This is a genomic window from Streptomyces sp. E2N166 (genome assembly GCF_003671715.1).
Lineage (GTDB): Bacteria > Actinomycetota > Actinomycetes > Streptomycetales > Streptomycetaceae > Streptomyces > Streptomyces thinghirensis.
Genome location: NZ_RAIF01000018.1, coordinates 132,768 through 147,316 on the forward strand (window position 1 = coordinate 132,768; position 14,549 = coordinate 147,316).

Genomic DNA, 14,549 nt, shown 5'->3' on the forward strand with positions numbered 1-14,549 from the left:
GGGGCCCGACCGGCCGCGCCGGTCAGCGGGGGCCCTCCTTCCGGGCGACGGCGAAGACGCGGCGGAAGGGGAACGGGGTGCCGTGCGCCCCGGCGGGGTAGGCGGCGCGCAGGACGTTCCGGTACTCCTCGACGAACGCGTCGCACGCTTCCGGGTCGTCGTCGAGCGCGGTGAGCACGGGCCGCAGTCCCGTCCCCTTCATCCAGTCCAGTACGGCGTCCTCGCCGGGCAGCAGATGGACGTACGTCGTCTCCCAGACGTCGGCGGTGCAGCCGGCGGCGGTCAGATGGGCGAGGTAGGCCTCGGGCGTGAGGACGGCACCGTCGTGGCGCAGGGTGCCGCCGAGGCGGTCGCGCCAGCGCCGGGAGTGGGCGAGTTCGCGCATCAGGCGGTGGCTGGGGGCGTCGAAGTTGCCGGGTCCGGCGAAGCGCTCGACGTGGCCGGGGACCCACTGGAGGGTGGCGTTGCTGATGAGGAGGTCGTACGGCTCGGCGGGGGTCCAGGTGCGGGCGTCGGCGGGGGCGAAGTCGATGCGGCCGCCCTGCGGTGTGGGCCCGGCGTGTTCCCAGGCCCGTTCGAGCATCCGGGGCGAGTTGTCGTAGCCGGTGACGCGGGCGGTGGGCCAGCGGTCGGCGAGCAGCGCGGTGACGTTGCCGGGGCCACAGCCGAGGTCGGCGATGCGGGGCGGTTCGCCGTGGGGGCCTCCCCCGCTCGAACGGAGTCGCGAGCTCGGGGAAAGGTCCGGGACGCGGGCGAGGAGGTCCGTGAAGGGGCGGGCGCGGTGGTCGGCGTGGCGCAGATACTGGGCGGGTTCCCAGGTGGGGGCGGTGGCGGGCATGGAGCCTCCAGGGGCTGGGTCGGCCGACTGTCCGGGCCGGGTACCCAGCGTCACCCGCAAACTATCTCGACATCAAGACAGTCGACATCAAGAGACTTCACGTCGACACAACCACTACACTGATCGTCATGGAGGACGAGGTCGATCGGCTGGTCGCAGCATGGCGCCGGGAGCGCCCGGACCTCGACGTGGAACCGCTCGAGGTACTGAGCCGGGTCAGCAGGCTCGCCCGGCACCTGGACCGCGCACGCCGCCTGGCCTTCTCCGAACACGAACTGGAGCCCTGGGAGTTCGACGTCCTGACGGCCCTGCGCCGCGCGGGCACCCCGTACCAGCTCTCGCCGGGACAGCTCCTCACCCAGACCCTGGTCACCTCGGGCACGATGACCAACCGTATCGACCGCCTGGCCAAGAAGGGCCTGGTGGAGCGCCTGCCCGACCCCAGCGACCGGCGCGGCGTACTGGTCCGGCTCACGGACGAGGGCCGCGACCGCGCCGACCAGTCGCTCGCCGGCCTGCTGGCGCAGGAGCGCGCCATCCTGGCCGAACTCTCCCGGGACCAGCGCAGCGAACTGGCGGCGCTGCTGCGCCAGCTGACCGCCCCGTTCGACAACATCCCCGGTTGAGGGCCTCCCGGGCGGATCGTGCCGCGGACGCGGGGCCGGCACGCGCATCTGCCCCGTTGTCGTCGGTCGCCCTCCTCCGCCCTGTCGCCCTCCTCCGCCTTGCGGCTGCACGCACCGGCCCCCGCTCACCGGCGTAGTCAGGCGCTGTTTTCCTGCGACCCGATCTGCCCGGGAGGCCCCAAGTCGGCCGGCCCCACACCGGCCCGCCTCGCCAGTGCCACCGCGGCGAGGGTGGAGTGGACGCCCAGCTTGCCCAGCACGTTCTGCATGTGCGTCCGCACGGTGTGCGGGGACAGGTACAACCGCTCGGCGACCGCCTTGCGCCCCAGCCCGGCCACCATGCAGCGCAGCACCTCCCGCTCCCGCGGGGTCAGCGACTCCACCAGCCGTTCGCTCTCGGTGCGGTGCTTGCGGGCGGCGGTCAGTTCGCGCAGGACGCCGGTGAGCAGCGCGGGCGGCAGATGCGTCTCGTCGCGCAGGACACCGCGGATGACGCTGAGCAGCCGCGACAGCGAGCAGTCCTTCGCCACCCAGCCGGAGGCACCGGCCCCCAGCGCGAGGGCGGCCCGCCGGGGGTCGTCCTTCTCGGCGAGGACGACGATCCGTACGCCCGGCTGCCCCGACCGCACCCCGGCGACCAGCGAGATCCCGTCCACCAGCCCGTCCTCGTTGCCGTCCCGCACGGGCACGGCGGCCGGGCGCGCGCCGGGCACGTGACCCCCCAGATCGGCGTCGACGAGCAGCACGTCGAACCGCCGTCCCTCGGACGCGGCCCGCTCCAGGCAGCGCAGCGCGGCCGGGCCGCTGCCGGCCGCGGAGACGTCGACGTCCGGCTCGGCGGCCAGGGCGGCGGCGAGCGACTCGGCGAAGATGCGATGGTCGTCGACGACCAGGACTCGGATACGAACCACGAAACCCCCTCCCCCAAGCTCCTGGAGGAGCAGGGGATACCCATCGTCTGTCCATCCACGGAACACGGAAGAGGACACCGGCACGGGTACGACGCCCGAAGCCCCGTATCCAACTGTGCACTCGGTACTCCGGGACGGGTCGCCGTAGCCGCACGGCCGCCGCCGTGCAGTAACCGCTACCCCCGCCCCGGGCGCCGTACCCGGCTGTCTCGCCCCCTGAACGGCACCGGCCCCCACCGGTGCTGCTCATCAGAGTACGGGCGGGCGCCGGGAGCGGAAGGCTATTTGCAGAACTGACAGCCCGGCACGTTTATGGTGAGCCGCATGTTTCGTCTAGTGACAGAAGTGGACAGGGAACGACGCGATCTGCTGCGCACCCGCCTGCGGGAGACGAACACGGCGGCCTCCTCGATCCTCCGCTCCCTGCGCGGAACCGCTCACGAACGCGAATTCCCGCTGCACGTCTGGGTGCTGGACGAGACCGGCGGCCTGGCGGGCGGCCTCGTGGGCCACACCTGGGCGAGCTGGCTCCACGTGACGTACCTGTGGGTGGACGACCGGCACCGAGGCGCGGGGCTGGGCTCGGCCCTGCTGACGGAGGCGGAGCGAACGGCCCGCGAGGAACGCGGCTGCGCGGCGTCCCGCGTGGAGACCTGGGACTTCCAGGCACCGGACTTCTACACACGGCACGGCTACGACGTGATGTGCGTGATCCCCGACTATCCACCGGGGATCACGGAGTACACGCTGGTGAAACGGCTGAGCTAGCAGCTGGGCCGAGGTGATGCCGATGTAGTGCGGCACATCGAGCGCGACGAGCTTTCCGGTGCCGGTCTCCGAGTCACCGCTCCCGCCTCTCACCCGGCACTTGCGGGCTTGGCTCCGACGTCGGTCTGCCCCTCCGCCGAGAAGCGGAGGCTCCGCAGGATGCTCACCATGATCGGGGCGTAGCACTTCTCCCAGTGATCGATGTTCGGGGTGGAAAACGCGAGCAGGCACATGCGTTGACCATCTACGCCTGCCTGGGCGGGAACAGGGACAATGGCATGGAACTGAGCGGTAAGCACGTTGATCGGCTCGCCGTTCGGAGAGAACTCCGGTGACACCGTGTAGCCCTGGCAACCTGTGAATACGGCTGCCGGACCACACGGAGCGTCGATGAGAGAACCGGCCCACTCCGGCCCTCTTGATTCCAGGACGCCCTGCAGAGCTCCACGAGCCGCTGTGGCCGTGTCAGTCCCGTACGGATAGTCGACAACGGCGACTGCCAGCGAGCCCAGAGACGGCTCACCCTGCAACGAATGGAGGCAGTCAGCCGCGTACACAACGCCGACCTCCTTGAGGAAGCGGGAGACCTGGTACAACGCCCGGGCCATCTGACCCAGCTTCTCCCGGTCGAGGTCACCAGTCATCGACGGTCGCGCGTAGCGTCTGTTCAGCTCGGTCCACGTCGTCTCGAAGTCGGCGCCGACAGGGATGTCCTCGAAGTCGACCGGGACGGAGAAGTCGACACGGATCACGAGCCGTTCCTTCCAGGGCCGCCCCAGCCGTTGCCTCCGACCGGAGGGGGAGGTGCAGGAGGCGGCGGCGGGCCCAACCGCTGAGACCGCTGCTGGTCGTAGCGGGTCACCTTTCGCCGGTTGTACTCATACCAGCTCCTCATCCAGCGAGGGATCAGAGCCGCGACGACGCCCAGAAGGACTGCCACCACGAGCAGGACGACTGCGCCGCCGAGCGCCTCACGTGCCACCCATGCCAGCACAAGGCTGGCGACCCCAAAAAGGGCCGCGATGATGACCAGTCCGCGCGAGCCGTGCGTTTCGTAGGCGGTCATGTTCCGCCGAGCCGAAGCCGCCTCCATCGGAGCGATCTGCCTGCCGGGGACGGGTCGCGTTCCCGCAGGAGCCCACACCTGGGGAAACAGGGGGCCACCAGCACGCAGTCGGTCCACCGTATGCTGGGCGCGCCGGCGTACGTCCGGGGAGTCGTCACGCAGATAGATCATGCGCCATTGCCCTCGGGTGACGATGTCCGTCTCGTGAAGCTCGTAGCCCAACTCGAAGGCCACCGCTGCGATTCTATTGCTCTGCGCTATGTCTCTGCCCCACAGGGTGATTTCCGCAGTGCCTCGTCCATCGAAGTACTCGAGAATCTGTTCATCCTTCATGAGGGACTTCACTTCTCCTGTTGCGCGGCACGGTCTCTCTCCCTCCCGGCCTTCCAGGCGTTCTCGAACCCCACGAGAAGGAATCCGCCTGCGCCAGGCATGGCGAGCTCGAACTTCTGACGGTCGTTCTGCGGGGCAAAGTAGCCCAGTGCCGTCGGATCAGCGATAAAGGACGCAACGGTGTCCACCAGCCCGAAGTTGGCAGAGGCGTCAGCGGCACGACTTCCGGCGACCACCGCAGACACGCCCTTGAACGCGAGTCCGAACGGGAGTGCGCCCAGAGCATCCTGCGCGAGGGTTCGGTTGGATACCACGTCCTCACCCCCTACTGCCCGGGCCGTGCCATGGAGCGCGAGGGCTCCACCGGCGAAGCCGCCCGACACCGTGGCCACCGTTGCCGATGCCAGGGCGAGAGGCGGGAAGAACACGCTAAGGCCGAGCATCACGAGCGAGATTGCGCCGAGCGCAGCACTCACAGTCGCCAGCACGTCCCCGAGTGCGGCAATGGTGTAGGCGTGTTCCGCCAGCCACTTGACCGCATCGGCCACGGCCGCGCTGACGACCTCGGCGACGAGGTCGTCGAGTTTTCCGAGGGCCTTCCCGATGTCGACGATGGTGTCGCCCAATGTGTCCAGCAAGCCCGGCTCGTTCGGCGCGATGTTCATCGCCTTGTCGAGGCGTCGCGCGACACTTCGGCCTTCCAGGTCGTAGTCGGCGGCCAGCTTGCGGGCCTGTGCGCGGATCCGGTCGAGGTCGGACTCGGCCGTACTGGCTGCCAGCCGCGCCGCGGAGCGATCCTTCTCGGCCTTCTCCTGCTTGCTTGCCTCGGCGTCGTCCTTCGGCGGCAGGTCGAGCAGCGGTTCGGGGGGCAGGCCTGACAGCTTCTCCTTCGCCGCGCGAAGCGCGTCCTTCGCGTCCTGCGCCTGGCTTTCCAGGGCCTCGGCCTTGCGCTGCCAGGCCGGCATCCCGTCGGCCCAGCCCGTCAGTGCCGTCGCGGCTTTGCCGAAGGATCGTTTCGCCTTGTCGACCTTGGGCCGGAAGTCGTCGTCGAACTGCTCCCGGAACGCATCGGCGTGACGCCCTTTCCAGTCGGCGCCGTCCGTGCCGTGCAGGGCGTCGGCTATCTCGTCCAGCGCTTTGGCGGTGCGCTGGACTATGTTCGCGACGTGCCTCGCGGTCTGCGGATCCCCGGGGCACGGGACGAACTCAAGGGCTGGGAACCGGTCCTTCAAGGGAGAGGTCTGCGTGGGTGACAACCAGGAGAACGGATCACTCACGCCCGCTGCTCCCGCGCTTTCCGCAGTTCCTTGGCCAGCGTGTCGTCGATGTCCTCGAACGCCTTCTTCATCTTGTCTAGCGTCTTGACCGCGGCACCCGAGTACTTCCTGATCTGTTCGATGCCGTAGGACCACTCGTCACCGAAGTCGTTCATGCGCGAGGCGAGCGTGCTCACGCCCATGGACGCGCCGTCGACCTCGTCCATCTCCTTGCCGGGTCGCTCCATGATCTCGCCGATGTGCTCGATGTTGCTCCGCACACGGTTCAGCACACCGAAGTCGATGTGTATGTCGCTCATCGTTCCCCCGTTTTCTTGGTCTAGCGGTTCACGGCCTGGATCTCCTGGACCACCACATCCTGGTCAGCTCCGAACTCGCCGTCGGGAAGGTCGCCACCCGCACCAGTCGTGCTCGTCCAGCTGATCTTCCAGGTGACGGTGGCTTGGAGCTTGTACGAGCCGTCGCCGGAGGAGCGCAGGTACTTCACCCCGCACGGCGGGGTCTCGTCGGCCTTGCCATCGGCATAGGGCTCACCGATCCGCCCGTCATGGGTCTCGCACCGACCGGAGGCGGGGTACGTGACCGCGTCTTCCGTACCCGGGGTGATCTTCAGGGAGACGGGCTCGGCCGTGGTCGTGGCGCTGAGACCGAGCAGCGGGACGGACGCGGTGACGGAGACCGGCTTGAACTCGGCGGTGTCCAGCCAGGCCCACGTCGGAAGGTTCACCTTCGTGGCGTTCGCCGGGGCGAGTCCGACCTCGGTGGAGGGCACGCGGATCTCGGCGTACGCGAGCTGGGCGAGCATGTCGGGTGTGATGGCCTGCGGAACATCGGCCGGCGGAGCGTCGCCCTCGTCGACCCAGAAGGGCAGCTCGTCACAGTCCTGGGCCGCCGGATCCGACTCCCGCCCCTCAGTGACGTACGCGTCCCACCAGTACCCCTCGCCCTCCTTGTCCTTGTTGAAGTCCTTGTAGGGCTTGCCGTTGACGAAGTGGTTCTGCGTCTTCAGGGACCACTCGGGGCTGGGGGCGCTGCTTTCCCACACCTGGCGCATCTGCGCCTCGATTTCCTTGGGCGTGTACTTCGGCGCGTAGTAGCAGGCGGGCGGGGTCCAGGACGTGGATGACGTGACGGCGCCAGCCGACTCCCCACCGCCGTTCATCGAGCGGTCGTAGACGATCACACCGCTGACCCCTGACTTGAGGGTGTCCCCGGCACGTCCACCCGAGGCGCTGGTGTCCGCCTCAGAACCGGACCCACCGAAGGAGCCTTCTCCAGGATTGGTCTTGTCTGCGAAAGCACTGGGAATCGAGCACAGCCACATCGACCCCGCGGCGGCAGCCACCGCGGCAAGGCGAAGCAGCCGGGTCACGGCTGGCACCCAGCGGCACCACGAGTCGACGTGATCTTCACGAGCTGCCAGATACCCTGCTCGTTCTTGGAGACCTCAACGTTGTAGGCCACGTAGCTGTCTTTGGTCACCTCCGTACCCGTGAGTTCGCCGGTCTTGATGATCTTGCTGTAGGCCTTGCTCTCGTCAGCGCAGTAGCCGATCGCTGCACTGGTTTCGGACTTCACCTTCACGGCACGGTCGAAGTACCGAGTGGTGCCCGTTACCGTCCAGCCCGCATCCTTGAATCCCTGGACCCACTTTTCAGCGGCAGCGGCACCCTCGCCCTCCGTATAGAACTCCAGGGCTGGAAGGCGCGGATTCTGGGCGACGATCGCCGCGTCGAGCGCGCGGACGAGTTCCGCGTTGTCCCGCAGAATCGCGTCCTCGACGGGCCTTCCGGTCTCTTCCGGCGTGAAGACGTCCTTGACGTCCGACGGCAACTCGATCGTCGGCCGCTCGGCGGCGTCCGACGCACTCGCACTCGGCGAAGCCGAGGTCGACGAGTCGGCCTCAGTGTCGGCGCCCGCGATCTTGTCGTTGTCCTTGGAGCTATCCTCACCGCTCCCGCAGGCGGACAGTGACAGGGCCGCAACAGCAGCCAACGCGATGGCTGTGAGCGGGGTGGGGCGGCGGTTCACGGATGGCTCCCGGTGGGGCGAGGGTTCTCACGAGTGTGCCAACGCTATCGGTTGGGACTTGCGTGACAACAGCCGCCTTTACGTCAACCCCGGCTGTCTGAGCAGCTAAGTCCTGGCAGAAGCCGCCGTGACGGCAGGGCCTCGGACGCGCCGTTCCGTAACGCAAGCTGCGAACAGCGTGAGTGCCCGCGCCTTCCGGGTGCCTCGACGGCTCCGGGAAGACGCCCGAATTCCAGGCCCCGCGGAGGGTGGAAACCGACCATGTGGCCCCCGGCCTCACCCCACCCGCCGGGCCCCCGCCGCAGGCACCGCCTCGAACACGCGTGGGGCCGTGAAGCCCGACGCCGCGAAGGCCTCCTCCACCGCCTTGGTGATGGCGTCGACGTCGGACTCCTCCGCCAGGACGATCGCCGAGCCGCCGAAGCCGCCGCCGGTCATGCGGGCGCCGAGGGCGCCGGAGGCGAGGGCCGTGTCGACGACCAGGTCGAGTTCCGGGCAGGAGATGCGGAAGTCGTCGCGCAGGGAGGCGTGGCCCTCGACCAGGACGGGGCCGATGGCGCGGGTGTCGCCGGATTCCAGGAGGGACACGACGCGTTCGACGCGCTCGTCCTCCGTGACGACGTGCCGGACCAGGCGGAGCACCTCCTCGTCGTCGGCCAGGCGCTCCAGGGCCGAGTCGAGCTCCGCGTACGGCACGTCCCGCAGCGCGTCCACGCCCAGCAGTGCGGCGCCCTTCTCGCAGCCCGCGCGGCGCTTGCCGTACTCGCCCTCGCTGTGGGAGTGCTTGACCTGCGTGTCGACGACGAGCAGGCGCATGCCCTCGGCCGCGAGGTCGAAGGGGATCTGGCGCTGGGAGAGGTCGCGGGTGTCGAGGAAGAGCGCGTGGCCCGCTTCGCAGCAGGCCGACGCGGTCTGGTCCATGATGCCGACCGGGGCACCGACGTAGACGTTCTCCGCGCGCTGGCACAGGCGGGCCAGTTGCCAGCCGCGCAGGCCGAGGGAGTAGAGGTCGTTCAGGGCGAGGGCGACCACCACCTCAAGGGCCGCCGAGGAGGAGAGGCCCGCGCCCGACGGGACCGTCGAGGCCAGGTGGATGTCGGCGCCGGTCAGCTCGTGGCCGGCCTCGCGCAGCGCCCAGACGACGCCCGAGGGGTACGCGGTCCAGGACTTGTCCGACTCGGGGGTGAGGTCCGCGACGCGCAGCTCGACCGGGTCGGCCGCGATGTCCGCCGAGTGCAGGCGCAGGATGCCGTCGTCGCGCCGGGAGACCGCCGCGACCGCGGTGTGCGGAAGGGCGAACGGCATGACGAAGCCGTCGTTGTAGTCGGTGTGCTCGCCGATGAGGTTCACCCGGCCCGGTGCCGCCCACACCCCCTCGGGGTCCGCCCCGTACAGCTCCCGGAACCGCTCGCCGACAGCCCCTGCGACAGCCTCGCTCATGCCCTGACCCCTCGCCCTTCCGCCGTATGTCCTGGCCCGCGAACCCTTGGCCCGTGTGCACCTGGCCCGTAGGCCCCTGGGCACCTGGCCCGTAGGTCCCTGGCCCGTAAGTCCTGGCCCGTAAGTCCTAGCCCGCGCGCCGCTGCGCGAACTCCCACGCGTCCGCCACGATCCCCGCGAGGTCCGCGCGCGACGGGTTCCAGCCCAGTTTCTCGCGGGCCGCGCCGGCCGACGCCACCAGGACCGCCGGGTCGCCGCCGCGCCGGGGGGCCAGGACCTCGGGGACCGGGTGGCCCGTCACCCGGCGGACGGTCTCGACGACCTCGCGCACGGAGAAGCCGTTGCCGTTGCCCAGGTTGCAGATGAGGTGCTCGCCTGGGGCGGCCGCGTCCAGGGCCAGCAGGTGGGCCTCGGCCAGGTCGGCGACGTGGATGTAGTCGCGCACGCAGGTGCCGTCCGGCGTCGGGTAGTCGTCGCCGAAGACGGAGATCGCATCGCGCCTGCCCTGCGCCACCTGGAGGACCAGGGGGATCAGGTGGGACTCGGGGTCGTGGCGCTCGCCGTACTCCCCGTACGCGCCCGCGACGTTGAAGTAGCGCAGCGAGACCGCGCCCAGGCCGTGGGCCGCCGCCTCGCCGGTGATCATGTGGTCCACGGCCAGCTTCGAGGCGCCGTAGGGGTTCGTGGGCTTCGTCGGCGCGGTCTCCACGATCGGGACCTGGTCCGGCTCGCCGTACGTCGCCGCCGTCGAGGAGAAGACGAGGCGGCGGACGCCCGCCGTGCGCATCGCCTCCAGCAGGGCCATGGTGCCGCCGACGTTGTTGGCCCAGTACTTCTCGGGCTGCACGACCGACTCGCCGACCTGGGAGAAGGCCGCGAAGTGGAGTACACCGTCGAACGACGCGTCCAGCCACTTGGCGGCGTCGTGGATGTCCCCCTCAATGAACGAGGCGCCCGCGGGCACGCCCTCCCGGAAGCCCGTCGAGAGGTTGTCGAGGACGACGACCTCGTGGCCGGCCTCCAGCAGGTGCTGGGCGACCACGCTGCCGACGTAGCCCGCCCCGCCCGTCACCAGGTACTTCCCACTCATCAACTCGCTACCTCTCGCAGTCGCCGGGCCGCGCGCTCCGGGGGCACGTCGTTGATGAACACGTTCATGCCGGACTCGGAGCCCGCGAGGAACTTCAGCTTGCCGGACGTCCGGCGGATGGTGAAAAGCTCGAGGTGCAGCGCGAAGTCGTCCCGCACCACGCCCTCGAAGTCCTCCAGCTGCCCGAACGGGGCCTGGTGCCAGGCCGCGATGTACGGCGTCGGAGACTCACCGATCCCGAAGATCCGGTCGAAGCGCCTCAAGAGTTCCAGATACACCTGGGGGAATTCTGTGCGCGCCGCCTCGTCGAGTCCGAGCAGGTCGGGCACCCGCCGCTTGGGGTAGAGGTGCACCTCGTACGGCCAGTGCGCGGCGTACGGCACGAAGGCCGCCCAGTGTTCACCCTCCAGGACGACCCGCTCACCGGCCAGTTCCTCCTCCAGGACGGCGTCGAACAGGTTCTCCCCGCCCGTCGCCTCCTTGTGCGCGGCCACCTGGCGCAGCATCAGGGCGGTGCGGGGCGTGGTGAAGGGGTAGGCGTAGATCTGCCCGTGCGGGTGACCCAGCGTCACTCCGATCTCGGCGCCCCGGTTCTCGAAGCAGAAGACCTGTTCGACGGAGGGCAGATGGGACAGCTCCGAGGTGCGGTCGGTCCAGGCGTCGAGCACGAGCCCGGCCTGCACCTCGCTCAGGTCGGCGAAGGAGGCGTTGTGGTCGGAGGTGAAGCAGACGACCTCGCAGCGGCCGGAGTCGCCGGCCAGCGAGGGGAAGCGGTTCTCGAAGACCACCACGTCGTACGACGAGTCCGGGATCTCGCTCAGGCGCTCACCCGCGGACGGGCAAAGGGGGCACTCGTCGGCCGGCGGGTGGTAGGTCCGGCCCTGGCGGTGCGAGGCGACGGCGACCGAGTCGCCGAGCAGCGGGTCGCGGCGGACCTCGGAGGTGGTGACGGTCCGCTCCAGCGGACGGCGGTCGACGGCGTCCCGCACGGTGTCGTCGCGCAGGTCGTAGTAGACGAGCTCGCGACCGTCGGCCAGCCGGGTCGAGGTCTTCTTCACTGCCGGACTCCTCTACACCTGCATCCGCACCCAATCATTCAACATAAACAAACATAACACGCCACAACCAACCAGCAACCAACCGGCGATCCGCCAGCCCGCCGATCATCACAATCAAACAAAGAACGCCACCAGAAGTGTTCAATAACTGAACGCGGAGGCGTAAGTTCCGCTCGGATCAGTTCGCGCAACGAAGCGAGTTCGTATGCATACCCCCACACATCTAGCCGCGGAGCTTCGACTCCCCACCAACTGGCTCGACTACTCGATCCTCGGGATCTACTTCGTCGTCGTGCTCGGCATCGGCTTCGCCGCCCGCCGTTCGGTCAAGACCAGCCTGGACTTCTTCCTGTCCGGCCGCTCACTGCCCGCCTGGGTGACCGGTCTCGCCTTCGTCGCGGCCAACCTGGGCGCCACCGAGATCCTCGGCATGGCCGCCAACAGCGCCCAGTACGGCGTCTACACGACCCACTGGTACTGGATCGGCGCCATCCCGGCGATGGTCTTCCTCGGCCTGGTGATGATGCCGTTCTACTACGGCTCCAAGGTCCGCTCGGTACCGGAGTTCCTGCTCCTGCGTTTCGACAAGGCCGCGCACCTGCTGAGCTCGATCCTGTTCGCCGTCGCCGCCATCCTGATCGCCGGTGTGAACCTCTACGCCCTCGCGATCGTCGTCGAGGCACTGCTGGGCTGGCCGCAGTGGGTGGCCATCGTGGTCGCCGGCTTCTTCGTCCTGGCCTACATCACGCTCGGCGGTCTGTCCTCGGCCATCTACAACGAGGTCCTCCAGTTCTTCGTGATCCTGGCCGGTCTCATCCCGATCACCGTCCTGGGCCTGAAGAAGGTCGGCGGCTGGGGCGGCCTGTCCGACTCCCTCACCCAGTCCCGCGGCGGCGACTTCATGACCGCGTGGGGCGGCACGGGCATCGGCAGCGACAACCCCCTCGGCGCCAACTGGCTGACCATCGTCCTCGGCCTCGGCTTCGTGCTCTCCTTCGGCTACTGGACGACGAACTTCGCCGAGGTGCAGCGCGCCCTGTCCGCGAAGAACCTCTCGGCGGCCCAGCGCACACCGCTGATCGCCGCGTTCCCGAAGATCTTCATCGTCTTCGTGGTCATGATCCCGGGCCTGGTCGCCGCCGTCCTCGTCCCGAAGATCGGCACGCCCGGCTCGGACCTCCAGTACAACGACGCGATCCCGTACCTGATGCAGCAGTTGCTGCCCAACGGAGTCCTCGGCATCGCGGTCACCGGCCTGCTGGCCGCCTTCATGGCGGGCATGGCGGCGAACATCTCGTCCTTCAACACGGTCTTCACCAACGACGTCTGGGCGAGGTACGTCGTGAAGGGCCGCGAGGACGGCTACTACGTGCGGTTCGGCCGCCTGATCACCGTGATCGGCGTCCTCGCCTCGATCGGCACGGCCTTCCTGGCGTCGTCGTTCTCGAACATCATGAGCTACCTCCAGACGCTCTTCTCCTTCTTCAACGTGCCGATGTTCGTGGTCTTCATCATCGGCATGTTCTGGAAGCGCGCGTCCATGAAGTCCGGCTTCTGGGGTCTGATCGCGGGCACCACCGCGGCGATGGTGAACTACTTCGTCATCTACAAGCAGGGCGTCATCGACATCCCCTCCGACCAGGGCGCCAACTTCGTCTCCGCGATCGCGGGCTTCGTGGCCGGTGCGGTCGTCATGGTCGCCGTGTCCCTGTTCACCGCGCCGAAGCCCGCCGCCGAGCTCCAGGGCCTGGTCTACGGCACGACCTCCCCCGGCATGTCCGAGGCACCCGCCAAGGGCGACGACGCGTGGTACCGCAAGCCGGCTCTCCTGGGCTGGGGCGCGGTCGTACTGGCCGCCGCCTGCTACATCCCGTTCTCGTTCTGATCGCGGGAGGATAGAGAGAGCATGTCTGATTCCAACTCCTACTCCGACAAGAACGTCCAGGACGAGGTCTCCGAGCTGGAGACCAAGTCCGTCACGGCCGCGCGGCTGTTCGACATCCGGCGGATCATCGGCGGACTGTTCGTGGTCTACGGCGTCATCGTGACGATCGCGGGCCTCGTGGCGTCCGACGACGAGATCGACAAGGCGCAGGGGGTGAACATCAACCTGTGGACCGGGCTGGGGATGCTGGTGCTGGGGTTGTTCTTCCTGGCGTGGCTGAAGGTGAGGCCCACGGCGCCGCCTACGCCGCCGATCTCCGCCGAGGGGGCCCCGCGGGAGTGACGCCGGTGCCGGGTGCCCCGCGTTTGCGGGGCGCCGGCGTCGGTGCGGGCGCGGGGCGGGTGTCGCGGGCCGGCGCCGGGCGGGTGTCGCGGGCCGGCGCCGGCCGGGTGCCGCCGCGTCCGCCCGTGCCGCCCCTGGGGGCACCTCCCAGGCCGTTCAGGCACTGGGGGAGGCACGACTGCCCGCGGCTACGGCTGCGCGGAACCCGCTCTGTCCAGTAGGCCCGTGCGGGCGGCCAGTGCCGCTGCCTCCAGTCTCGATCCCACACCCAGCTTCATCAGGACCCGTTGGACGTGCGTACGCGCCGTGGACGGGGCGATGCCCATGCCCGCCGCGATCAGCCTGGTGTCCTCGCCGTCGGCGACCCGGACCAGGACCTCCACCTCCCTCGGCGTGAGCATCCGCAACAGCCGCTGCCCCTCGTCGTCGGGCTGGGCCGCCGGATTCAGCAGCTCACCGAACGCCCCCTGCAACAGCGACGGCGCCACCGCCGCCTCCCCGGCCCGCGCCTTCATGATCGCCCGCTCGACGCCCTCTATCCGCTCGTCGTGCCGGACGTACCCCGACGCCCCGGCCGCGAACGCCGCCGCGATCCCGCGAGGGCTCGGCACCGGCCCCAGCACCAGCACCGCCACCTGCGGACGCTCCCGCTTGATCCGCAGCACCGGATCGAAGATGCCCGGCTCGGCCGGTGTCGCCGTCCCCAGCAGGCACACCTCCGGCGCCCGGCTGATCACCAGCTCCGCCGCACCCGCGGCCGGCGCCGCCGCGGCGAGCACCCGGTGCCCGCGCAGCTTCAGCGCCGAAGCCAGCGCCTCGGCGAGCAATCGGTGGTCGTCGACCACCATGAGCCGTACTCCCATGGAGCAACCCCCCAGTCACCC

General features: G+C 69.3%; 16 protein-coding genes. 4 read left to right on the plus strand and 12 right to left on the minus strand.

Going from position 1 to position 14,549, the window contains the following annotated elements:
* Positions 1-22 precede the first annotated feature (22 nt).
* On the minus strand, positions 23-838 hold the full coding sequence (locus EBH09_RS14845) for a trans-aconitate 2-methyltransferase (RefSeq protein WP_121747484.1): 816 nt from the start codon (positions 836-838) through the stop codon (positions 23-25).
* A 128-nt stretch (positions 839-966) separates the two neighbouring features.
* Between EBH09_RS14845 and tamR the strand changes: the two genes are divergently transcribed.
* Positions 967-1,464, plus strand: coding sequence for a MarR family transcriptional regulator TamR (gene tamR / locus EBH09_RS14850; protein WP_121747485.1), 498 nt, complete (start codon positions 967-969; stop codon positions 1,462-1,464).
* 137 nt (positions 1,465-1,601) lie between these two features.
* On the opposite strand, the gene EBH09_RS14855 is transcribed toward tamR, so the two are convergent.
* On the minus strand, positions 1,602-2,375 hold the full coding sequence (locus EBH09_RS14855) for a response regulator transcription factor (protein ID WP_121747486.1): 774 nt from the start codon (positions 2,373-2,375) through the stop codon (positions 1,602-1,604).
* A gap of 312 nt (positions 2,376-2,687) precedes the next feature.
* On the opposite strand from EBH09_RS14855, the gene EBH09_RS14860 reads away from it, so the two are divergent.
* Positions 2,688-3,143, plus strand: coding sequence for a GNAT family N-acetyltransferase (locus EBH09_RS14860; RefSeq protein ID WP_121747487.1), 456 nt, complete (start codon positions 2,688-2,690; stop codon positions 3,141-3,143).
* Between the two features lie 89 nt (positions 3,144-3,232).
* On the opposite strand, the gene EBH09_RS14865 is transcribed toward EBH09_RS14860, so the two are convergent.
* The 9 genes from EBH09_RS14865 to galT all read right to left on the minus strand — a co-directional run bounded on the left by EBH09_RS14865 (position 3,233) and on the right by galT (position 11,438).
* Positions 3,233-3,895 carry a hypothetical protein gene (locus EBH09_RS14865; RefSeq protein WP_121747488.1) on the minus strand — a complete coding sequence of 221 codons (663 nt, stop codon included), beginning with the start codon at positions 3,893-3,895 and terminating at the stop codon, positions 3,233-3,235.
* Positions 3,892-4,542, minus strand: a complete 651-nt coding sequence (locus tag EBH09_RS14870) for a hypothetical protein (protein WP_153182663.1) — start codon at positions 4,540-4,542, stop codon at positions 3,892-3,894. The genes EBH09_RS14865 and EBH09_RS14870 overlap by 4 nt, the downstream gene beginning before the upstream one ends.
* Positions 4,543-4,550: 8 nt before the next feature.
* Positions 4,551-5,819 carry a putative T7SS-secreted protein gene (locus tag EBH09_RS14875; protein ID WP_121747490.1) on the minus strand — a complete coding sequence of 423 codons (1,269 nt, stop codon included), beginning with the start codon at positions 5,817-5,819 and terminating at the stop codon, positions 4,551-4,553.
* Entirely contained in the window at positions 5,816-6,118 is a 303-nt protein-coding gene (locus EBH09_RS14880; protein ID WP_114528003.1) for a hypothetical protein, read from the minus strand. Before EBH09_RS14880 ends, EBH09_RS14875 begins: the two co-directional genes overlap by 4 nt.
* A 20-nt stretch (positions 6,119-6,138) precedes the next feature.
* On the minus strand, positions 6,139-7,143 hold the full coding sequence (locus tag EBH09_RS14885; RefSeq protein WP_238697340.1) for a hypothetical protein: 1,005 nt from the start codon (positions 7,141-7,143) through the stop codon (positions 6,139-6,141).
* Positions 7,144-7,187: 44 nt separating this feature from the next.
* Positions 7,188-7,850, minus strand: coding sequence for a hypothetical protein (locus EBH09_RS14890; protein WP_121747492.1), 663 nt, complete (start codon positions 7,848-7,850; stop codon positions 7,188-7,190).
* A 276-nt stretch (positions 7,851-8,126) separates the two neighbouring features.
* The gene (galK, locus tag EBH09_RS14895) at positions 8,127-9,290 is read right to left on the minus strand and encodes a galactokinase (protein ID WP_121747493.1); all 1,164 of its coding nucleotides are present in this window, start codon (positions 9,288-9,290) and stop codon (positions 8,127-8,129) included.
* Between the two features lie 127 nt (positions 9,291-9,417).
* On the minus strand, positions 9,418-10,380 hold the full coding sequence (gene galE, locus EBH09_RS14900) for a UDP-glucose 4-epimerase GalE (RefSeq protein WP_121747494.1): 963 nt from the start codon (positions 10,378-10,380) through the stop codon (positions 9,418-9,420).
* Positions 10,380-11,438 carry a galactose-1-phosphate uridylyltransferase gene (gene galT, locus EBH09_RS14905; protein ID WP_121747495.1) on the minus strand — a complete coding sequence of 353 codons (1,059 nt, stop codon included), beginning with the start codon at positions 11,436-11,438 and terminating at the stop codon, positions 10,380-10,382. The genes galE and galT overlap by 1 nt, the downstream gene beginning before the upstream one ends.
* A 205-nt stretch (positions 11,439-11,643) precedes the next feature.
* On the opposite strand from galT, the gene EBH09_RS14910 reads away from it, so the two are divergent.
* Positions 11,644-13,323, plus strand: a complete 1,680-nt coding sequence (locus EBH09_RS14910) for a sodium:solute symporter family protein (RefSeq protein WP_121747496.1) — start codon at positions 11,644-11,646, stop codon at positions 13,321-13,323.
* A gap of 21 nt (positions 13,324-13,344) precedes the next feature.
* Positions 13,345-13,665 (plus strand): hypothetical protein, encoded by a 321-nt coding sequence (locus EBH09_RS14915; protein WP_121747497.1) that lies wholly within the window; start codon positions 13,345-13,347, stop codon positions 13,663-13,665.
* A 188-nt stretch (positions 13,666-13,853) separates the two neighbouring features.
* Here EBH09_RS14915 and EBH09_RS14920 read toward each other — a convergent pair whose 3' ends face one another.
* A complete protein-coding gene (locus EBH09_RS14920) occupies positions 13,854-14,528 on the minus strand; it encodes a response regulator transcription factor (RefSeq protein WP_121747498.1) in 675 nt (224 codons plus the stop codon).
* Positions 14,529-14,549 lie beyond the last annotated feature (21 nt).